This window comes from Sphingobium sp. AP50, assembly GCF_900109095.1.
In the GTDB taxonomy this organism is placed as follows: Bacteria; Pseudomonadota; Alphaproteobacteria; order Sphingomonadales; family Sphingomonadaceae; genus Sphingobium.
Window position 1 is genome coordinate 183,570 of sequence record NZ_FNYZ01000003.1, and the last position, 19,093, is coordinate 202,662.

Sequence of the window (19,093 nt, forward strand, 5' to 3'; positions counted from 1 at the left end):
AGAAGACGGTACTTTTTTGTGCCTTCCAAATAACGACCGATGAGCGATTTCGACGATTTCGATCCCGCCTGCCGCGCCCGATTGACGGCGCTGGCGCAGGATATGCACCAGCATGGCGCGGAACAGGATGCGCCGATCCGGACGATCTTTGGTCTGCTCGGGGATCGCTGGTCGATGCTGATCCTGCTGCTGCTGGACATCAGTGCGTTTCGTCATGCCGAACTGCGCCGCCTGCTCGACCGAATGAGCGCGGAAGGTGCGATTTCGCAGCGGGTGCTGACGCTCAAGCTGCGTTTGCTGGAACGCAACGGCATCGTATCGCGATCCGTGAGCGAGGATATTCCGCCCAAGGTGGGCTATGCGCTGACGCCGCTGGGGCAGGAATTGCTCGGCGAAGCCAAGCGCCTGCTGAACTGGACTCAGGGCAGACGGGATGAAATAGAGAAGGCGCGCGCTATCTTCGATGCTTAGCCGTATAATGCGCCATTAAGGACATATCCTAAGGATGGCGCATGACCGGGACGCTAGTTTGGCGACATGCGCCTGTTTCTCCTCGCCGCCACAGCGATCGCGATCACCCCTGCATCCGCCCAGGCTGACGACGTGCCGCTATCCCCCATTGGCCTGCCATTCCAGCCCGGCGCGCCCAGGGCTGTTGCGGCGGACCATCCACTCTATCACCGGATTGCGCTCGATCCGGTGGCCGATATGCCCAATGTCGTCGGTGCGTCGGCCACGGGCGGGATCATGGGAGCGGCCAAACGCAGCAGCTTCGAGAAGGCGCTGCGCGAAACGCTGGAGAAACTAAACCTGCTGGCGCCCAGCGAAAGCGAGGCGAAGGTGCGGTTGTCGCCCCGCTGGATCAATATGGAGGCGCCCTTCAAAATCTCCTTCTCCAGCAGGGCGATCGTGCGCATGGGATGGAGCCTGAAGCGCATCGACAATGGCCAGCCCATCTTTGACCGGGACATTTCGACAGCGGCGGAATCGAAGGGCGGGAGCGGCAGTGAACGCGCCATCGGGGTCGGCCGGGTGGCGCTGATGACCAATATCGCCTCGGCCATGCGCTGTATCGATCTCGCAGCCTATGGTCAGGCACCGCAGGACTGCGCCCTGACCCCCGACTTCACCTATAAAGCGCCGATCTACCGGTTCATGTGGGTGCCCTAATTGCGGGCACGCGGGGTCGCGTCGCTCAGAAACTGGGCCGCCAGTTCTTCACGCGAGACCCGCGCATGATCCAGCGACACCACGCTGCCGCCTGCCGTCGCCGGTGCCTGCGCGCCAGCGACGATCCGTTCCACCACCCATCGGATCGCCGGATCGTTGTTGCTGGAAATATGCCACTGGATCGCCTCGCGGATCGGCGGGATATCCATCGGCACTTCGCGCAGCGTCAGCGGCAGATATTCCGCCATGCGCGTGGCAAGCCGCCGGTGCATGGTGGCGATCCGGTTCGACCCGATCACCAGCCCCGCCATCGACAGGAAACTGTGAGTGACGATCTCGATCCGGCGCTGCCGCTTCTGCCGCCGCACGAACCAATCCTCAAACGCCGATACCCGCGCCCGGCCGAAGCGGGCGGTCACATGCCCCATCTCGAAATAGCGATCCTTGGTCATCGGCTCGGCCATGGCGGGATTCCCGTTCCAGCCGACGACGACATAATCATCCTCGAACAATATCTGGCTGGGATGATCGGCGGAAATGGCATAGTCGATCGTGACCAGCAGGTCGATTGCGCCCCGCTCCAGCGATTCCAGCAGCACTTCGGTCAGCGACTGGATTTCGAAGCGCATCCCCGGCGCCTGACTCTGCAAATCGGTCATCGCCGCCGCCAGCAGCACTTCGGTCATATAGTCCGATGCCATGATGCGGATCGTGCGGTCCGACGTCGCGGGATCGAAGGGCGGCGGCACGGCGATGGTGGTGCGAATTTGCTCCAGCACGGCACGTACAGGTTCGACCAGTCCCTCGGCACGAGCGGTCAGCACCATCTGCCGCCCCTTCTGCACCAGCAGATCATCCGCGAAATATTCGCGCAGACGACCAAGGGCGGAAGATGTTGCCGACTGCGACAGGCAGATGCGGTCCGCCGCCAGGCTGACGCTGCGTTCGCTGAGCAGTGCGTCGAGCGCCACCAGCAGATTGAGATCCAGCCTGTCGAACCGCATGTCGCTCTCCTCTTTTCAGCCTGCCGCTATCACCGACAATGCGTTGGCGACCAGCCTAGCAGCATCGCCGTCATGGGCAAAGCCGGCATGGTCGGCGGCCGGCGTGGACAAAGGTGGATGCGCGCCGAAAGCGGCCTCCAGCGCGGCATCGAGGCGATAGCTGACGAGATCAGCGGAGGTGCCGCACTGGCGCGCGATTTCCGCTGCCAGATCGCCCATGCTGATGCGCTGTGCCGGCAGGGTCACGACCCGCGTGGCCGGCATCAGCGCTGCGTCCATATCGATCGCGTGGAGCAGATTGTCGGCACAGCGGCTGACCGACTGCGCCCAGATGGTTGCATCCGCCGATACCGGGCAGGTGAAAGGCTCACCCGCCCGCAGCGCATGGAACAGATCGCTCATGAAGGCGGACTTCATGCCCGACGGCCCCTTGGGCCGCGCGAGGATACCGGGCAAGCGAACGCTCACCCCCTCGATCTCGCCGCGATGATGCATCAACGCGACGGCGACCTCCATCATCGCTTTGTGCCCGCCATAGACCATGCGCGGCGACAGCGGGGTCAGATCGTCCACCCCCTGCGTCGGCAGCGGATCGCCGAACACCGCGATCGAACTGGCATAGACGACCCGCGGCCGCTCCCCCGCGGCCTTCGCCGCATCCAGCAGATCATACATGGCGTCGATATTCACCCGGCGCGATGCCGCCGGATCGGCCTCCGCCGCGCCGCCCGGCACGGTGGCAAGATGGACCAGCGCGGTGCAGCCATCGGCCAGCGCCTCCGCCCGCACTTCGGCGGAACAGATGTCACCCACGACCGCCCGCGCGCCATCAGGAATACCGCCCGCCGCGGTATCCATGCCAACCACCTGATGGCCATTGGCCAGCAACCGTTGCACCAGTTGGCGCCCGACGAAACCGCCCGCGCCCGTCACGATAATCGTCATGCTTCAATACCGATCCGCATAATGGTCCTGCACATCTTCACTGTAGCTGCCCAGCGGATAGGGCAGCATCTGCGCATTCCAGCTGTCCCATTGCAGCCGCATCGCCTTCAGCCGGGCCGGATCGTCGGTAACATGGTCGGCCCGCTCCCGCTCATCCTGCGCCAGATTGAACAGATGCTCCTTCCCGCCCAGCTTCAGATATTTCCAGTCGCCGTCACGTAATGCGGCCTGCCCATTGCCCTTGTAGCGCCAATAGAGCGCGCGCGTGGTCGGCGCCGCCTTGCCGGTCAGTTGCGCCGACAGGTCCATGCCGTCGAACGTCCCGGCCTTGGCGACGCTGCCCCCCGCCATCGCCAGCAGGGTCGGCAGGAAATCCATCGAGATCATCACCTGATCGGATGTCGAACCCGGCGCGATCCTGCCCGGCCAGCGCATCAGCAGCGGCACGCGGATGCCGCCCTCCAGCAACTCACCCTTGACCCCGGTGAAGGGCCAGGTTTCGGAAAAGCGCTCGCCGCCATTATCGCTGGTGAAGATAACGATCGTATCATCCGCCTTCCCGCTCCGCTCCAACGCGGCGAGCAATTTGGCGACATTCTGATCCATCGCCTCGACCATTTCCTTATATTTGGCGAGACTTCCGCCATTATAATGGAAGGACGCGCCGAGCGTCGGCGCCACCGCCGCATCCTCCCGCCCTTCCCAGGGCCAGTGCGGCGCATTGAAATGCAGGCTCATGAAGAAGGGCGTGTCCCCGGCCTGCTCGATCGTCTTCACCGCCTCATCCCCGAACAGATTGGTCAGATAGCCGTTGCGTTCAATCGGCGTGTCGCCCTGTGCCAGGCCGATGCCGACATCCTTGCCGCCCATCACCATATGATGCCGGAAATAGTCAGCCGCACCTTCAACGATGCCGAAAAACTCGTCATAGCCATGGTGCAGCGGGCTATGTTTGGGCGGTTCACCCAGATGCCATTTGCCGATCAATTTGGTGCGATAGCCGATCGCCCGCATGACCGAGGCAATGGTTGGCCGATCGAGCGGGACGCCTATGCCTTCGGGTGCCGCTGGCCCCAGCGGTTCTTCTATGCCGATGGCGAAGCGATATTGGTAGCATCCGGTCAGCAGCGCTGTGCGGGTCGGCGAGCAGATGGAGCTATTGGCATAGCCTTGCCGCAGCTGGATGCCCTGCGCGGCGATACTGTCGATCGCGGGTGTCCTGATATGGTGCGACCCGGTGCAGGACAGGTCGGCATAGCCCAGATCGTCGGCCATGATGAATATGATGTTGGGGCGCTTGACCTTGGCGGCAGTGACCTGCGCCTCACCCGTCGCTGCCAGTGCCCCCAGCGCGCCCGCGCCCCGCATGAATGACCTCCGATCGACCCGCAATGCTCTCTCCTCTTCCTTATCGAGGGGGCAGGCGCGCGACCTGCCCCTTCCCGTCCATCTCTAGCTTAAAATTCCGCCGACAGGCGTAGCCCATAAGTGCGCGGCGCGCCGAAGCGGGCGACCGCCATGCCGATCGGCGAGCGCTGCGGCGTGGAAATGCGGCGCTTGTCCTCGAGATTGTAGATGAAGCCGCCGACCGACCAGCCGCCATCGGGCGACCGCAGGGTCAGATTGAGATCGGTCTGCCAATAGGCCGGGATACGTTCGAAATCGAGATATTCGAAGGCGCCATATTGCGAGGCGCGCCAGGCCGTCGCGACATTGCCGACCAGTTCCAGCGTATTGCCGAGCGGTACCACCTGCTCCGCGCCCAGATTGACGGTCCATTTGGGCGAGAAGAGCAGAGGCTTGCCCGAGCAATTGAAGTCCTTCACCGGCGCGCCGCCCGCCGTGCCACCGGTCAGCGTGAAGGAGCAGTTGATATTGTCGCGCGGCGACGCGGTATAAAGGTGCAGGTCGTCATAAGTGGCTTTCAGATATTGCACCTTGGCGTTCAGCGTCGTCGTCCGGGTCGCCTTGACCATCGCATCCACATCGAAGCCCTTGATCGTTGCCTTGCCCGCATTCTCGTTGGAATTGATCAGCGTACCGCTCGTGTCGACGGTGAAATAGGTGATCTGCTGGTCCTTATACTTCCAGTAGAAGCCTTCCAGATTGAGCTGGACCCGGTTGTTGAAGAAGCGGTTCTTCGACCCGATCGTATAGGCGGTGATGAATTCCGGGTCGTAGCGCGATTTGCCTTCCGCCAACTGGAAGCCGCCCGCGCGATAGCCGGTCTCGACCGTCGCATAGAGCAGGTTCTGCGGGCCGAGGTCGAACTCCGCCGACGCCTTCCACGTCACCCGCGAATAGGTGCCGCTGTCGACCACCGGATTATAGGTTTTCAGGATCGTGCCGGTGCCGTTCAGCAACGGAAACACCTGGGCATTGGCCTGATCGGTACTGCCCGCCGCAATCCAGCCATTGCTGACCAACCAGTTCACCGTATCCGCCGTCGTCAGGAAATTGGGATAGTGGGGTAATGCTCCCGGCGCGGCGCAACCGGCCGCAAAGGAGGCCGGCGGCGTGATGTTCGCCGGTGGCAGGCCGCCGCAGAAGGTTATGAAATTGTTGATGATGCCATCCATCGACTTCTTGTCGCGGGTGTAGCGCGCGCCGCCGACCAGCCGGAACCGGTCCGTGACGTTGGCGGTCAACTGGCCGAACGCGGCCCAGCTCTTCGTCTTGTGGGTATAGGACTGGATCGGCAGCACGAATTCCTGATTATATTCATTTTTCGCGTCGATCGTTTCGTTGAAGTAGAAGCCACCCAGCACATAGTCGACCATGCCGACCGATCCGGCGAGGCGTGCTTCCAGACTATATTGGCTGTCCTTTTCCCAATTATAGGCCGTGTTGAAGGCCGGGCCGTAGAAGAAGGTTTCCCCCTTCGACTGGCGATAGGCCGGGATCAGGGTGAAGGTGCCGATATCGGTCTTCCAGTTCAGCTCCGCATTGACGCCCCAATAAGTATAATCGACCGATGCATCCTGGTTCATCGCATTAAGAAAGCCAAAGCCCGGTGCGCCAAGCAATGTCTGGCGATAGGCATTGGCCGCATCCGTGTTGAAGCCTTCGGACGCATCGAACGGCGATTTAGCGAAGGTATAGCCCGAAGCGCCGGGGGTGTAGGAACCGATATAGCTGCCTCCCGGACCGACGCCGCCTACCTTGGTCCAGTCCGCGCCGATGCGCAGGCTGACAGCATCGCTCGGTTCGATAAGGAACTGGCCGCGCAGGCCGCTACGGTCCAGATCGTCGCTACCGTCGCGATTGAAGCCGTCGCGCACCTGCCGCGTTGCCGCGAAACGCAGCGCGCTATTGTCGCTGGTGGCGAGGTTCACATAGCCATCGACATTCACCGCGTCATAATTGCCATAGGAGAAATTGAAGCCCGCGCCATTGCGGCCGATTTCCGGATGGGCGGGGATGATGTTGACCGCGCCGCCCGTCGCATTGCGACCATAAAGGATGCCCTGCGGCCCCTTCAGCACCTCGACACGGGCAAGGTCGTAGAAGGCGGAGCCGAACGCACCGGCCGCACGCGCCAGCACGACACCATCATAGCTGGGCGTCACCGCCGGGTCATTATAGCTGCTCGACGTGATATTGCCGACGCCGCGAATGAAGATGGATGTATTGGAACCGCCGCCATTGGTGATGCTGATGGCCGGGACGGTCTTGGTAATATCCTCGGCTCTGGCGATGCCCTGCTGCAACAGGTCGTTACCCGTCACCGCATCGATCGCGACGGCCGCCTTCTGCGCACTTTCTTCCTTGCGCTGTGCGGTGACGACGATCTCGTCCAGCCCCGCCGAGCCTTGCGCTGCCTGATCGGCCGTTTGTGCCTGCCCCGGTACGGCGGCCATCATTCCTATAAAGGCGGTGGTCGCCAACAATGCGTTACGCATGATCCTCTCCCCTGATGATTTGATTTTGGTCAATTCTGGAGCGTGCGGCGGAAAAGTCACATTGATTTGCTGGATGCGACCTATCTGCCCACAGGGACAGCAATGAAACGACCGGATGGATGCAACGACCGGATGGATGCGACGCATCGACAGGAAGAATTTGTCCTGCCGCCCCGCCCCGTTCAACCATGATCCCATGGCAGAGGATGTAATCGAGAGCATCGCGACGGCGCTTGTCGTTGGCGGAGGCATTGGCGGGATGGCGACAGCCATCAGTCTGACGGAAAGGGGGGTTCGGACCGAACTGATCGACCTGGATCCGGAATGGCGCGTCTACGGCGCGGGAATCACGATAACCGGGCCGACCCTGCGCGCCTATCGCCGCCTTGGGCTGCTGGAACCGATCAAGAAGGCGGGCGCGATCACCAACAAGACCCGGCTGTTCCGCTTTGACGGCACCCATCTGCACGATCTGGAAGAGCCGGTGATCGAGGAAGGGCTTCCCGCGACCGGCGGGATCATGCGCCCGGTGCTGCACAGGATCATGCAGGAGCGGGTGAAGGAATTGGGCATAGAAGTACAGCTGGGCCTGACCGTCACGGCGCTTGAAAATGACGAATCCGGCGTTGCGGTGACCTTCTCCGACGGTTCCAATGGCCATTATGATCTGGTGGTGGGTGCTGACAGCGTTGCGTCCAGCGTTCGGGCCATCGCCTTCCCGCATATGGGTCCGCCCCAGCCGACTGGCCAAGGCTGCTGGCGTATTTCCATCGCCAAGCCGCCCGGACTGGATGCGGGGGAATTCTATCTCGGGCATGAAAACCCTTGCGGTATTACCGCCTGTGGACCGGACACCGTGTATATGTGGATGCTGACTCCGCATGAAGAGCGGGAAGCCTTCATGACGGAAGAGGAACTCTTCTCTACCCTGAAAGACCTACTCAAGGATTTCGGCGGCAATGCCGGTTGGGTCCGCGACAATATGACCCGCGACAACTGGATCAACTACCGGCCACTAGCCGCTGCACTCCAACCCCGCCCCTGGTACAACGGACGGATTGTACTGGTGGGTGATGCTGCCCATGCCACCACGCCACATCTGGCATCCGGCGCGGGCATGGCGGTGGAAAGCGCCATCGTCCTTGCCGAAGAACTGGCCAGGGCGAAGGACGTGGCAAGCGGACTCGCCGCTTATGAAGAGCGCCGCTACAAGCGTTGCCGCGACGTGATCGAAAGCAGCATCGGCATCGGCCGGTTGCAACTGGAGCACCGCCCCCCGCAGGAACATGCCGCCTTGCTGGAAGGGGCGCTCAGCCGGTTGAACGATCCATTCTAACCCATAGGGACCGGTGGAAATATCCACCGGTCCCTATTTCTCATTCCGCCGTCCACCCGCCATCGACGATCAGGCTCGTTCCGGTCATCAAGCCTGCGGCATCAGACGCAAGGAACACGACCGCCCCCATCAAATCCTGTACGGTGCCGAGACGGCCCAGTTTGATCTTGGTAAGGACGCTGGCAAGGAACGCCTCGTCCTCGAAAAACGGCTTTGTCATCGGCGTTTCGATGAAGGTCGGCGCGATGGTATTGGACCGGATGCCATGCGGGGCCAAATCCAGCGCCATCGCCTTGCTCATCCCCTCCAGCCCCCATTTGGACGCGCAGTAGAGCGATCGTTGGGGGCCGCCGACATGGCCCATTTGCGAACCCATATGAATAATGGAACCGCTGAGGCCCGCATCGATCATGCGCCGCGAGACCGCTTGCGCGACGAAGAAGGCCGCCTTGAGATTCAGCCCCAGCACCGCATCATAATCCGCCTCCGAAACGTCGATGACGGATTTGGGTCGATTAGTGCCTGCATTGTTGAGCAATATTTCGAAGGGCGCGACGCCTTCGATCGCTCGCGCCGTTCCCGCGACATCATTCACATCCAATGTGAGCGGGTCCGCCTGTCCACCGGCAGCGCGGATCGCGGCGGCGCCCGCCTCAATCTCTCCATGGCTGCGTGCCGCCAGCGTCACATGCGCCCCGGCCTGCGCCAGTGCGGCAGCGCAGGCGAGGCCGATGCCCCGCCCCGCCCCCGTTACCAGCGCCCGCCTGCCATCCAGCCGAAAGCTCGGCGTTGTGGGCAGCGCGTCCATCAGGCGACCGTCGCCGGGCTGGGCACGGCAGTACCGGCATAGGGCACGTTCCGCCCGCCATAGCGCCGCACGCGGATATTGGCCTGTTCTCCATGGCCGGCAAAGCCCTCCAGCCCGCAAAGCCGGCTGCAATATTCGCCGATCAATGCGGAGGCTTCATCGGTCAGCACCTTCTGATAGGTGCAGGTCTTGATGAACTTCCCGACCCAGAGCCCGCCGGTGTAGCGCGCCGACTTCTTCGTCGGCAGCGTATGATTGGTGCCGATCACCTTGTCGCCGAAACTGACATTGGTGCGCGGCCCCAGGAACAGGGCGCCATAATTGGTCATGTTTTTGAGGAAATAGTCGGGATCGGCGGTCATCACCTGCACATGTTCCGACGCCAGATCATCGGCGATGCGCACCATTTCGGCATCATCTTCAGCCACGATCACTTCGCCGAAACTTTCCCATGCCTTGCGGGCATAATCTGCGGTCGGCAAGATGGCCAATAGGCGTTCGACCTCCTTCATCGTTTCGCGCGCCAGTTTCTCCGACGTGGTCAGCAAAACCGCCGGACTGTCCGGTCCATGCTCCGCCTGTCCCAACAGGTCGGTCGCGGCCAGTTCGGCATCGCAGCCAATTTCGTCCGCGATCACCAGCGTCTCGGTCGGTCCGGCGAACAGGTCGATCCCCACCCGCCCGAACAATTGCCGCTTGGCCTCCGCAACGAAGGCATTGCCCGGCCCGACGAGAATATCGACGGGATCGATGCTCTGCGTACCCAGCGCCATCGCGCCCACAGCCTGAATGCCGCCCAGCGCGTAGATAGCGTCCGCGCCCGCCATGGCCTGCGCCGCGACGATCGCCCGTGCCGGCTTGCCCTGAAACGGCGGCGCGCAGGTAATGACACGTGGCACGCCAGCCACCTTGGCGGTGATGACCGACATGTGGGCGGAGGCTAGCAACGGATATTTCCCGCCCGGGACGTAGCAACCCGCCGCATTCACCGGCAGATTCTTGTGGCCCAATATCACGCCGGGCAGCGTTTCCACTTCCACATCCTTCATGGAGTCCCGCTGAATGCGCGCGAAATTGCGGACCTGAGTCTGCGCAAATTCGATATCCTTGCGCTCCTGCGGTGTCAGGCTGTCGACGCATGCATCGATTTCCGCCTGACTGAGGCGATAATCCTCCCGGTCCCAGCCATCGAACTTTACCGACATCTCGCGCACGGCCGCATCACCGCGCTTTTCGATATCGGCCAGTGCCGCCTCGACGCTATCGCGAACCTTGCGATCGGCATCGGCCTTTGCTTCGGCCGTGGCGCCCCTTTTCAGATATTGTGCCATTCCATCATCCTTTTGAAAAATCTGTCAGAAACCCTGAAGTGCCCGCTCGACATGATCGACCTGCGGCGGCGTGCGGAAAAAGGGACCGGCGAGCGATCGCCATGCGGCAAAGCCGTCGGTTGCGCGGAAATCGACCATGTGCGCCTCCACACTGTCCCAATCGACCACCAGTTGATAATGGCCTGGCCGATCGACCGACCGATCCAGCCGGAAACTGCGACACCCCGGCGCCACGCGAAAATGGCGCATGGCCTCACCCACCGCAGCCTCGAAAGCCACGGCATCCGCCGGATCGATCTCGATCCGGGCAACTTCGGTAATCATGGCTTCTTCCTTCGCCCTACCAGGCCGTCGCACCTGCATCGACGGCAATATCCGCACCGGTGACATAGCGGGCTTCATCCGACGCCAGCCACAAGGCGCACCAACCAATATCCTCCGGCTCGCCCAACCGCTGGATCATGTTCTTCGCCAATATCTGCGCCTCGATCGCCGGATCGGAGGCCAGATGATCCCGCGTCGCCGCTGTCAGGATGAAGCCCGGCGCGATGCTGTTGGCACGAATGCCATGCGGCGCGCCTTCCATGGCGAGTTGCCGGGTCATGGCCAGCACGCCCCCCTTGCCGGCGCAATGGGCCAGTGCGGGCGATCCCTCCAGCGCATGGCGCGCATTGGCGGACGCAAAGTTGATGACCGATGCACGTCCGCTGGCTTTCAGCCAGGGCCAGGCTGCGCGCGTGGCGAGAAAGACGATGTCCAGTTCCCCGGCCAGCGTCGCCTTCCAATCGGCATAGCGCATCTTCTCGATCCATTCGAAGACCGCAAAGGCAGCCGCGTTGACGAGAATATCGATCCGGCCATGTTCGGCGCCGATCCGTTCGAACAGCGCGCCAACTGCCACTTCATCCAGCAAGTCGCAGCTTTCATCGGCACCGCTGCGGTCCACGCCGATCACTGTCGCGCCCTCGGCCGCGAAGAGGCGCGCACACCCCTCCCCGATGCCGTTGGCCGCGCCGGTCACGACCGCCAGCTTCCCTTTCAGCCGATCACCCATGGGCCACTGCCACTTCCATAGCCTGTTCACCGCGCCGGAACGGCACGACCAGCGCAAGGATCACGCCGATCAACGCCCCCAGCGACAACAGGCCAAAGGCTGCCATCAATCCACCTGCCTGCTTCGACAGCAGGGTGACGACGACGGGACTCAGAAACTGTCCGAAGGCAAAACTGCTCTGCCACATGCCTGCCCCTCGCCCCCTGATCTCGAACGAAAGAAGGCTCATGGCCCAGACCAACAGGGTCGGCAGCAGCAGGCCGGCGCCGATCTGGTTGAGGAAGCAGCCCATCAGGAAAGCCTCCCACTCGCGCGCCAGGCCCATGATGCCGAAGCCGATCGCCAGCAGTATGAATTCCAGCAGCAACAGCCCGCGCACCGGCCAGCGCCCGATCCGGGAATAAAGCAGGGTGCCCATCGGCACGCCGATACTGGCGACCGAAGTCAGGAAGCCTATCCGCGCAGGATCGCTCATCCCCAGCACATGCAGTCCTGACGATGCCTGAATTTGCACCGTGTAGAAGAAGATCGAGCCATAGATGGTGATCGCCATGATGATCAGCATCCGGCGCCAGGGGAAACCGGCCCATCCCGTGCTCTGCGCCTTTTCTCTGCCGGTCTCGCACCGCGGTTCCCAGGTATGGCGAAGCACCAGCACGAACATCAGCAGAGCCGAGGCATAGACCCAGAAAGGCGCCCGCCATCCGAACACGCCCAGTTGCCCGCCCAGATTGAAGAAGAGCAACGCTGATAGCGAGGCGAAGGCGGTCTGCCCGGCCAGCCATTTGTCGCGGGCAGCGCCCTTATAATAATCGCCGATCAACGTGGTCGACAGCACCATGATCAGGGCTTCGGCCACGCCCACCCCCACGCGGGAAATCAGGATGGCGGGCAGGCTGGTCAGGAAAAGCGGTGCCACACCGACCAGTGCATAGGCCAGGAAGGATGCCAGCAGCAGCCGGCGACGCCCGAACCAGTCCCCCAGCATCCCGCCAAAGGGCGAGAAGAGGGCGACGCATAGCGCCGGGATCGTCAGGATCATCGGCACCCAATATTCATAGCCGGGCACATCGCTGAAATCGGACATTAATTGCGGCAGGATCGGTGCCAGCAGCACGATCGCCATGGTCGACAGGGTAATCGGCAACAGCAGCGAAAAGCCGGTCAGAAAACCCGGTTCCTGCGCTTCTCCTCGATCCCTCATGCAGCTTGCTCGTGCAACATGGCGCCAGCCTCTCCTTCTTATGTAAAGAGAATGAAGCCGAGCGCGGGTGGATGGTCAAACCGAAAGGATCAAACCCACCTATTCGCCGGAACGATGCCGCCGTCAGACGTTCGTTTCTTCGACGAATTCGATCAGGTTGCCGGCACAATCTCGCAGAAAACAGCCCTTCCCGAATGCCTCCCGCACGACGAAAGCGATGTCGGCGCCCTTCTCCTCCATCTCGGTCAGGAACAGGTCCAGATCCTCGACCCGGAAGGCGACATGCTTGTTGCCGTGGGTTCGCAGATCCGATGGCGGATGCCGTCTTTCTTCCGGCAGAGGCGCCGCGCCCTCCACTTCAAACAGTTCGAAACGCAGCGGCCCCTTGCGGATCATCGCCGCATGCGATCGGGCGGCGTCGATGTAGAAGCGCTTTTCCACTGCAAAGCCCAGTACCCGGCCATACCAGTCGATCGCTTCATCCAGACTTGGGACGCTGACGCCGCCATGATGGAAGGTGAAGTCCGCCATCACCCCATCTCCGCAAATGTTTCGGCGCACCAGTCGGCAATATAATCCCGCATGCCCGTCCCGTTATCGGCGCCGCAATGTTCGACCTCGAAATCCTGCTTCGTGAACATGCGCAGCGTGCGCTTGGGTGAATTGACGGCCTGATCATAGCTCAACTGGGCATTGAAGGCCGGGATCTGTCGGTCATTCTCGCCATGGGTGATCAGGAAGGGTACTTTGATCTTCTCCACCTGACCATCCAGGCTGATCTGATCGGCATAGGTCAGGAAATCATCCCGGTTATCGAAGCCGAACACCCACATCACATGATCCCAATAATGAGGCACCGGATTTTCGCCCTCATTGGCGACCCGCTCCCGCTGACGCCGCCCCCAGACATGGTTGGCACCCATGACGGCGCATAGCGCATAGCGCGGATCATTGGCCGCAATGCGGGGGGCGTGATATCCCCCAAATGAAAGACCAAATATGCCTATTCTGTCATGGATGACGTCGGAGCGGGTCAACAGATGGTCGAAGGCCGCCGATCCCCAGCGTTCCGCATCATAGACCGCCGTCAACCCGCGCTTGCGCAGAGCCTCCCCGGTTCCGGGCTGGTCGATGAAGAGCGTATTGATCCCGCGCTCAAGATTGGCGGCGCCATGCCCCGCCATATTGACCTGTTCCTTCATGGAATCGAGACCATTGACCGAGACCAGCGTGGGCCGCGCAATGCCGGAACCGTCATGGACGAAGATGCCGGTATAGGCACTGTCCTCATAGGGGATTTCCACGAAATCGACATGCAGGCCGCGCAGCGCCGTGCCCTTGGCATAAAGTTCCAGACCGCGATCATAGGCGGCCCAGCGCGGCGCATAATCCCGGCTCTGCATCCGTTCCGCCGCCAGATAATAGCCGGATGCGCGCAGATATTTGCTGCCCGCCGACAGCAGATAACCCTCAGCCTCATCGGCGGCCGCATTGGCCGCCACCTGATCGGCAACCCGCAGCCAGCTATCGAACATCAGCGCACTACCTGCATCGGCGCCCGCTTTGGCCGCGTCCATGATCGGGCGATTGGCCTCGTCAATCTCACCATGATTGCCGCCGCAGACCAGCGCCAGGTTGGTCGCGAGGTTCCAGACATAATTACCGGGGAAGGGTTCGAACATTCAGCCTGTCCTTATGATCTCGCGCCAGACCGGCGCACATCCTCATGCCGCCAAAGACTGCCCGCCACCGTCCAGATCAAATCGAATTTATGGAGGCCGCCTATCGATAGATTGGCTTTGACCATCACGGGTCGCCTGCTCCACCTCCTTGGCACAAGAATGGATTGAAAGGAGACGGGATGCGGCTGGCAACGCTCAAGGATGGGAGCCGGGACGGGCAACTGATCATTCTCGCGCCCGATGGCCACCATTATGCGCCGGCGCCGGTTGCTACATTGCAGCAGGCGATGGAGGACTGGTCTGATCTCGCCGCGTCGCTGGCCGCAGTTGACGGTTTCCCGCACGCCCTTGACCCCGCCATGCTGGCGGCGCCCTTGCCCCGCGCATGGCAATGGCTGGATGGCTCCGCCTTCGAAAGCCATGGCACGTTGATGGACAAGGTTTTGGGCATCACTCCGGAGAAAACCGGTCGCCCGCTGATGTATCAGGGGCTTTCGGATCGCTTCCATGGCCCCACCGATGCCGTTCCGATGCCGGACGAAGCTCTGGGCATCGATTTCGAAGGGGAATTCGGCGTCATCGTCGATGAGGTTCCGATGGGAACGGACGCGCAGGACGCCATGGCGCATATTCGCCTGATCGTGCAGATCAACGACTGGTCGCTCCGCATGCTGGCCGGACCAGAAATGAAGACAGGCTTTGGCTGGGTTCAGGCCAAGCCGGCCTGCTCCATGGCGCCGTTCGCGGTCACGCCCGACGAACTGGGCGACCAGTGGCGCGATGGCAGGGTCTGCCTCGACCTGCTGGTGGACTGGAACGGCAACCGCTTCGGCGCCGCCAATGGCGCGCCGATGGCCTTCGGCTTTCATGAACTGGTTGCGCATGCCGCCCGCACGCGCCATTTGCCCGCCGGAACGGTGATCGGATCGGGGACCGTATCCAACGCCAATTTCCGGGAAGTCGGATCATCCTGCATCGCGGAACGGCGCGGGATCGAGATTGTCGACGAGGGCGCACCGCGAACCGGGTTCATGCGCTTTGGCGACCGCATTCGCATGGAAGGGCAACTGGCGGACGGCCGCGCGCCCTTCGGCATCATCGACCAGCAGATCATCCCCTATCAAAGAGTATCCGCATGACCGAAATGAGCGATTCCGGCCTTCCGCCGATCCAGCGCGTTGTTACCGGGCACAATGCCGACGGCCGGGCCATCTTCAAGTCGGAGGATGTCACCCCGACCCGGATCATCCCGAGCGGAGACGCCTCCTTCCTGTTGTTGTGGACGACCGACACCGTTCCTGCCGACAATAATGACGAAACGGACGGGCGGGACCGTGATGCCGGACTGACGATCAACCGTGGGTCGGCCATCCGCATCGTCGACATGCTGCCGGGCGGGCAGTCGCCCATGCATCGCACCAACAGCATCGACTATGGCATCATCATGTCGGGCGAGGTCGAACTGGAACTGGAAGACGGTCGCAAAACGACGGTCCGCGAAAATGGCGTCATCATCCAGCGCGGCACCAATCATCTGTGGCGCAATGTGTCCGACAAACCCTGTCGCATCGCCTTCATCCTGATCGAGGCGCCGGCCTATCTGCACAACGGCCAGCCCTTACCGGAGCATAAGCCGGAAGACGTGCATTGACCCTGTTCGACCTGCACGGAAAGATCGCGATCATCACCGGATCGACGCGCGGCATTGGCCTGGCCATTGCCCGCGCCTTTCGGGATCATGGCGCGCAGGTCGTCATTTCCAGCGAAAATGCGGAGGATTGCGCGAGCGTCGGGCGCGAGTTGGGCGCATTAGCGCTTCCCGCCGATGTGGCCGATCCTGACCAACTGGCTGCGCTGGTCGATAAAACCGTCGATCATCATGGCGGCATCGACATAGTGATCTGCAACGCGGGCATCACCGGGCGCCCTGGCCCTTTCGCTACCGTCGACATGGCCGATTTCGATCGGGTGATGGCCATCAATCTGCGCAGTCAGGTGGAATTGTGCAATCTTGCCTTGCCCCATATCGCCGGTCGGGGCGGGGGCAGCGCGATCCTGATATCCAGCCTTTCGGGCCTGCGCGGCAATGGCGCCATCAATGCCTATGCATTGGCCAAGGCGGGCGTCGCGCAGCTTGCGCGCAATCTGGCGGTCGAATGGGGACCACGCAGCGTCCGCGTCAACGCCATCTCGCCCGGCTTCATCCGTACGGAATTATCCGCGCCGCTGATCGCCGATCCCGCCTTCATGCAGCGCCGCATGGCCATGACACCGCTGCGGCGTCCGGGCGAAGTGCACGAGGTCGCTGGGGCAGCCCTGTTCCTGGCATCTGCGGCCGGAGGCTTCGTCACCGGCCATAATCTGGTGGTGGATGGCGGGACGCTGATAACCGACGGTAGTTGAGGTCAGAGACGATAGCCGCTTCGAGTCCCATTCTATCTGGACGACAGGCGACCAGCAAAACTCGCCTTGGCGACATCATCCCCGCAAGCCGTCAGAAATAGCGCGTTGGCTGCGGCATCAGCCTCTTGCCCGGTCCGATCGATCGAGAAATAGCGTTTCACCATCGTCACCTGAGAGGCTGGCAGCGCTGCGAGGCGCTGCCCCTGCTCCAATGCCGTCATGGCCGGGTCTTCAGCCAGCATATCGACCAAACCCCATTGCGCGGCCAACGGGCCGTCCAGACGATCGATGCCCCAACTCAATCGCCGTGCCCGTGTCATGCCGATGCGACGGGACACCCCCTCCAGTCCCCAGGCCGGGAATAGGCCGATCGGCACTTCGGGCAAGGCCCATCGCGCTTCGCTTGTGCCGACGACGATGTCGCAGGCCGCCGCAAGCGTCAGTCCGCCCCCCATGGCAAAGCCATGCACCGCCGCGATGATCGGTCGGGGATGGGCCATCATCATCCGCGCCAATCGGCCGCAATCCGCTTCGAACCGGCCACGGTCATGATTGTCCATCGCCGCCAGCTCGGTGAGGTCGCTACCCGCGCAAAAGCCCTTGCCCGCGCCCTCCAACAGGATCGCGCCAGCACATTGCCCCGCGCGCCCGTCGATCAGGCGCAACAGACTTTCGACCATGGCGACGGACATGGCATTGCGCCGGTCGGGCCGGTTCAGGATGATCCGGATGATGCCATTGTCCGCTTCTTCGCGAAATGGCTGGATATCCTCAAATCCCGCCAGCAGCGTCCATTCAGCCATCCGCCGCTACGCCCTTGGCGTCCGTCAGATAGAGATCCAGTTCCGCCAGAAACTGCTGTATCCGCCGCTCCTGTTCGGAAAAGACGATGATGTCGTTCAGCCCCTTGGACCGCATGCCGCGCTGGAGCGTCACCATATTGGCGATATCCTGCTCCACCACTTCGCCGCCCTGCGGATTTTCATGGGTCGTGCGGCGACGCGGCGGGCGAACCTTGCCCGACACATCGACATCATCCTCCACCCCCATATAGGCAGGCGGGCGTCGGCCGTCGCCCAGTTGGGCCGACAGCACCATCACATCATGATAGCCCTTCTCCGGATCGGTCGGATGAGGACGGAAACGTTGCAACAGCACGCCTTCGGGATGCATGTTGAGCGTGACATTGGGGAAGAGCGACGGGTTCCAGTCGTCGGTCAACTGATTGTCGGTGAAGCCGGAAAAATCCATGCCATATACATTGTCGGGCCGGCGCTTGGCCGCCTGAATGGCCCGCCGGACATGGCGCGCATCGCCCTTGAACCCGACGGCCTTGACGCCCGCTTCCTGCATCATGAAGGCCAGGCCGACATTGATGAAGCGACTGTCGGGCCAGCGCGGAGACACCACCGCCACGGGAAACAGATGCCGGTTATGGCCATGACGATAATGGTCATATTGAACATTATAATCGTCGACATAGGGTTTGATCTGCGGATGCGTGGCATGCGCATGGTAATTTTCGTTGAAGACAGAATACATGGTCTTCCAGTTGGCCGGCACTTCGATCGTCAGATCCTTGACGACATACATGTCCTCCATCCGGTAGGAGGCCAGCATCGGCATCAGGTCGGCAAAATACTCCTCGAACGGCATGGGATCGGTCGCCATGTTGACGAAGATCAGCCCGCCCCAGTCGCGGACATGGACCGGCGTCAGGTCCAGATTCTGGCACAGCGCTTCGGCTCCGAATGTCTCACGGTCGGTGACGCGGACATTCTTGCCTTTCATAGTATAGCGCCAGCTATGCATGATGCAGGTGAAGGATGTGGCGCCCTTGCCGAAATCCTCCTGCACCAGTTCATTGCCGCGATGTTTGCAGACATTGTAGAAGGCGTTGACTTCGCCATCCTTGCCACGCGCGACGATGATCGACTGGGTGCCGATATCGAAGCGGAACCAGTCGCCAGCATCGGGAATGTCGCTCGACACCCCGGCGAGCAGCCAGACGCGGCTCCACATCTTCTCCTCTTCGCGCGCCTTGGCGTCGGCGTCGATGAAAGGGCGGACCGACACCGCCCGGTAGCGGGCAATGTCAGGATAGAGCTCATCCAGCCGCCAGGGCGACTTCGCCTCATAATCGGCAGTGATCTCGCCCGGCTCCAGCAGCAGCGCTTCCGGATCGGCGCGCATCTCCTTGATCGGCCGGTCGTTGAAGCGGATTTCCGCGTAGCGCGCCTTGGTCGCCATTTGC

General features: G+C 62.1%; 19 protein-coding genes. 6 read left to right on the forward strand and 13 right to left on the reverse strand.

The window, feature by feature from the left end:
- The first annotated feature begins 39 nt into the window (after positions 1 to 39).
- Complete coding sequence (locus tag BMY84_RS08800; protein WP_093083165.1) at positions 40 to 471, forward strand: winged helix-turn-helix transcriptional regulator; 432 nt, start codon at positions 40 to 42, stop codon at positions 469 to 471.
- A gap of 66 nt (positions 472 to 537) precedes the next feature.
- A complete protein-coding gene (locus tag BMY84_RS08805) occupies positions 538 to 1,170 on the forward strand; it encodes a hypothetical protein (RefSeq protein WP_093083167.1) in 633 nt (210 codons plus the stop codon).
- On the opposite strand, the gene BMY84_RS08810 is transcribed toward BMY84_RS08805, so the two are convergent.
- The 4 genes from BMY84_RS08810 to BMY84_RS08825 form a co-directional block, all read right to left on the reverse strand.
- The gene (locus tag BMY84_RS08810) at positions 1,167 to 2,174 is read right to left on the reverse strand and encodes a LysR family transcriptional regulator (protein ID WP_093083169.1); all 1,008 of its coding nucleotides are present in this window, start codon (positions 2,172 to 2,174) and stop codon (positions 1,167 to 1,169) included. The two genes, BMY84_RS08805 and BMY84_RS08810, sit on opposite strands and share 4 nt — an antisense overlap.
- A gap of 15 nt (positions 2,175 to 2,189) precedes the next feature.
- Entirely contained in the window at positions 2,190 to 3,119 is a 930-nt protein-coding gene (locus BMY84_RS08815; protein WP_093083170.1) for an NAD-dependent epimerase/dehydratase family protein, read from the reverse strand.
- Between the two features lie 3 nt (positions 3,120 to 3,122).
- A complete protein-coding gene (locus BMY84_RS08820) occupies positions 3,123 to 4,487 on the reverse strand; it encodes a sulfatase family protein (RefSeq protein WP_093083172.1) in 1,365 nt (454 codons plus the stop codon).
- Positions 4,488 to 4,576: 89 nt separating this feature from the next.
- Positions 4,577 to 7,021 (reverse strand): TonB-dependent receptor, encoded by a 2,445-nt coding sequence (locus BMY84_RS08825; RefSeq protein ID WP_093083173.1) that lies wholly within the window; start codon positions 7,019 to 7,021, stop codon positions 4,577 to 4,579.
- A 115-nt stretch (positions 7,022 to 7,136) separates the two neighbouring features.
- Between BMY84_RS08825 and BMY84_RS08830 the strand changes: the two genes are divergently transcribed.
- Entirely contained in the window at positions 7,137 to 8,357 is a 1,221-nt protein-coding gene (locus BMY84_RS08830) for an FAD-dependent monooxygenase (RefSeq protein ID WP_256215176.1), read from the forward strand.
- A gap of 40 nt (positions 8,358 to 8,397) precedes the next feature.
- Here BMY84_RS08830 and BMY84_RS08835 read toward each other — a convergent pair whose 3' ends face one another.
- The 7 genes from BMY84_RS08835 to BMY84_RS08865 all read right to left on the reverse strand — a co-directional run bounded on the left by BMY84_RS08835 (position 8,398) and on the right by BMY84_RS08865 (position 14,436).
- Positions 8,398 to 9,165 (reverse strand): SDR family NAD(P)-dependent oxidoreductase, encoded by a 768-nt coding sequence (locus BMY84_RS08835; RefSeq protein ID WP_093083175.1) that lies wholly within the window; start codon positions 9,163 to 9,165, stop codon positions 8,398 to 8,400.
- Positions 9,165 to 10,496, reverse strand: a complete 1,332-nt coding sequence (hisD, locus tag BMY84_RS08840) for a histidinol dehydrogenase (protein WP_093083176.1) — start codon at positions 10,494 to 10,496, stop codon at positions 9,165 to 9,167. Before hisD ends, BMY84_RS08835 begins: the two co-directional genes overlap by 1 nt.
- Before the next feature lie 24 nt (positions 10,497 to 10,520).
- Entirely contained in the window at positions 10,521 to 10,820 is a 300-nt protein-coding gene (locus BMY84_RS08845; protein ID WP_093083178.1) for a putative quinol monooxygenase, read from the reverse strand.
- Positions 10,821 to 10,836: 16 nt separating this feature from the next.
- A complete protein-coding gene (locus BMY84_RS08850) occupies positions 10,837 to 11,550 on the reverse strand; it encodes an SDR family NAD(P)-dependent oxidoreductase (RefSeq protein WP_093083180.1) in 714 nt (237 codons plus the stop codon).
- Positions 11,543 to 12,754, reverse strand: a complete 1,212-nt coding sequence (locus BMY84_RS08855) for an MFS transporter (RefSeq protein ID WP_093083182.1) — start codon at positions 12,752 to 12,754, stop codon at positions 11,543 to 11,545. Before BMY84_RS08855 ends, BMY84_RS08850 begins: the two co-directional genes overlap by 8 nt.
- Before the next feature lie 123 nt (positions 12,755 to 12,877).
- Entirely contained in the window at positions 12,878 to 13,285 is a 408-nt protein-coding gene (locus tag BMY84_RS08860; RefSeq protein ID WP_093083183.1) for a VOC family protein, read from the reverse strand.
- On the reverse strand, positions 13,285 to 14,436 hold the full coding sequence (locus BMY84_RS08865; protein ID WP_093083185.1) for an alpha/beta hydrolase: 1,152 nt from the start codon (positions 14,434 to 14,436) through the stop codon (positions 13,285 to 13,287). The genes BMY84_RS08860 and BMY84_RS08865 overlap by 1 nt, the downstream gene beginning before the upstream one ends.
- Before the next feature lie 179 nt (positions 14,437 to 14,615).
- On the opposite strand from BMY84_RS08865, the gene BMY84_RS08870 reads away from it, so the two are divergent.
- Genes BMY84_RS08870 through BMY84_RS08880 form a run of 3 tightly spaced genes read left to right on the forward strand, consistent with a single transcriptional unit; the run spans position 14,616 to position 16,839 of the window.
- The gene (locus tag BMY84_RS08870) at positions 14,616 to 15,575 is read left to right on the forward strand and encodes a fumarylacetoacetate hydrolase family protein (protein WP_093083186.1); all 960 of its coding nucleotides are present in this window, start codon (positions 14,616 to 14,618) and stop codon (positions 15,573 to 15,575) included.
- Positions 15,572 to 16,087, forward strand: a complete 516-nt coding sequence (locus tag BMY84_RS08875; protein ID WP_093083188.1) for a cupin domain-containing protein — start codon at positions 15,572 to 15,574, stop codon at positions 16,085 to 16,087. The genes BMY84_RS08870 and BMY84_RS08875 overlap by 4 nt, the downstream gene beginning before the upstream one ends.
- Positions 16,084 to 16,839: an SDR family NAD(P)-dependent oxidoreductase gene (locus BMY84_RS08880; RefSeq protein WP_093083190.1), complete on the forward strand. Its 756-nt coding sequence runs from the start codon at positions 16,084 to 16,086 to the stop codon at positions 16,837 to 16,839. The genes BMY84_RS08875 and BMY84_RS08880 overlap by 4 nt, the downstream gene beginning before the upstream one ends.
- Positions 16,840 to 16,871: 32 nt before the next feature.
- Here the strand turns inward: BMY84_RS08880 and BMY84_RS08885 are convergent, their stop codons facing one another.
- Positions 16,872 to 17,642, reverse strand: a complete 771-nt coding sequence (locus BMY84_RS08885) for an enoyl-CoA hydratase/isomerase family protein (RefSeq protein WP_093083191.1) — start codon at positions 17,640 to 17,642, stop codon at positions 16,872 to 16,874.
- A complete protein-coding gene (locus BMY84_RS08890; RefSeq protein WP_093083193.1) occupies positions 17,635 to 19,089 on the reverse strand; it encodes an aromatic ring-hydroxylating oxygenase subunit alpha in 1,455 nt (484 codons plus the stop codon). The genes BMY84_RS08885 and BMY84_RS08890 overlap by 8 nt, the downstream gene beginning before the upstream one ends.
- Between the last annotated feature and the right edge of the window lie 4 nt (positions 19,090 to 19,093).

Excerpts from the sequence above, each read along its gene's own strand:
- BMY84_RS08845 (WP_093083178.1), bottom strand. The coding sequence starts at position 10,820 with ATGATTACCGAAGTTGCCCGGATCGAGATCGATCCGGCGGATGCCGTG.
- BMY84_RS08810 (WP_093083169.1), bottom strand. The coding sequence starts at position 2,174 with ATGCGGTTCGACAGGCTGGATCTCAATCTGCTGGTGGCGCTCGACGCA.
- BMY84_RS08865 (WP_093083185.1), bottom strand. The coding sequence starts at position 14,436 with ATGTTCGAACCCTTCCCCGGTAATTATGTCTGGAACCTCGCGACCAAC.
- BMY84_RS08870 (WP_093083186.1), top strand. The coding sequence starts at position 14,616 with ATGCGGCTGGCAACGCTCAAGGATGGGAGCCGGGACGGGCAACTGATC.
- BMY84_RS08820 (WP_093083172.1), bottom strand. The coding sequence starts at position 4,487 with ATGCGGGGCGCGGGCGCGCTGGGGGCACTGGCAGCGACGGGTGAGGCG.
- BMY84_RS08815 (WP_093083170.1), bottom strand. The coding sequence starts at position 3,119 with ATGACGATTATCGTGACGGGCGCGGGCGGTTTCGTCGGGCGCCAACTG.
- BMY84_RS08855 (WP_093083182.1), bottom strand. The coding sequence starts at position 12,754 with ATGAGGGATCGAGGAGAAGCGCAGGAACCGGGTTTTCTGACCGGCTTT.
- BMY84_RS08835 (WP_093083175.1), bottom strand. The coding sequence starts at position 9,165 with ATGGACGCGCTGCCCACAACGCCGAGCTTTCGGCTGGATGGCAGGCGG.
- BMY84_RS08805 (WP_093083167.1), top strand. The coding sequence starts at position 538 with ATGCGCCTGTTTCTCCTCGCCGCCACAGCGATCGCGATCACCCCTGCA.
- BMY84_RS08825 (WP_093083173.1), bottom strand. The coding sequence starts at position 7,021 with ATGCGTAACGCATTGTTGGCGACCACCGCCTTTATAGGAATGATGGCC.
- BMY84_RS08800 (WP_093083165.1), top strand. The coding sequence starts at position 40 with ATGAGCGATTTCGACGATTTCGATCCCGCCTGCCGCGCCCGATTGACG.
- BMY84_RS08890 (WP_093083193.1), bottom strand. The coding sequence starts at position 19,089 with ATGGCGACCAAGGCGCGCTACGCGGAAATCCGCTTCAACGACCGGCCG.
- BMY84_RS08875 (WP_093083188.1), top strand. The coding sequence starts at position 15,572 with ATGACCGAAATGAGCGATTCCGGCCTTCCGCCGATCCAGCGCGTTGTT.
- BMY84_RS08885 (WP_093083191.1), bottom strand. The coding sequence starts at position 17,642 with ATGGCTGAATGGACGCTGCTGGCGGGATTTGAGGATATCCAGCCATTT.
- BMY84_RS08860 (WP_093083183.1), bottom strand. The coding sequence starts at position 13,285 with ATGGCGGACTTCACCTTCCATCATGGCGGCGTCAGCGTCCCAAGTCTG.
- BMY84_RS08830 (WP_256215176.1), top strand. The coding sequence starts at position 7,137 with ATGGATGCAACGACCGGATGGATGCGACGCATCGACAGGAAGAATTTG.
- BMY84_RS08850 (WP_093083180.1), bottom strand. The coding sequence starts at position 11,550 with ATGGGTGATCGGCTGAAAGGGAAGCTGGCGGTCGTGACCGGCGCGGCC.
- hisD (WP_093083176.1), bottom strand. The coding sequence starts at position 10,496 with ATGGCACAATATCTGAAAAGGGGCGCCACGGCCGAAGCAAAGGCCGAT.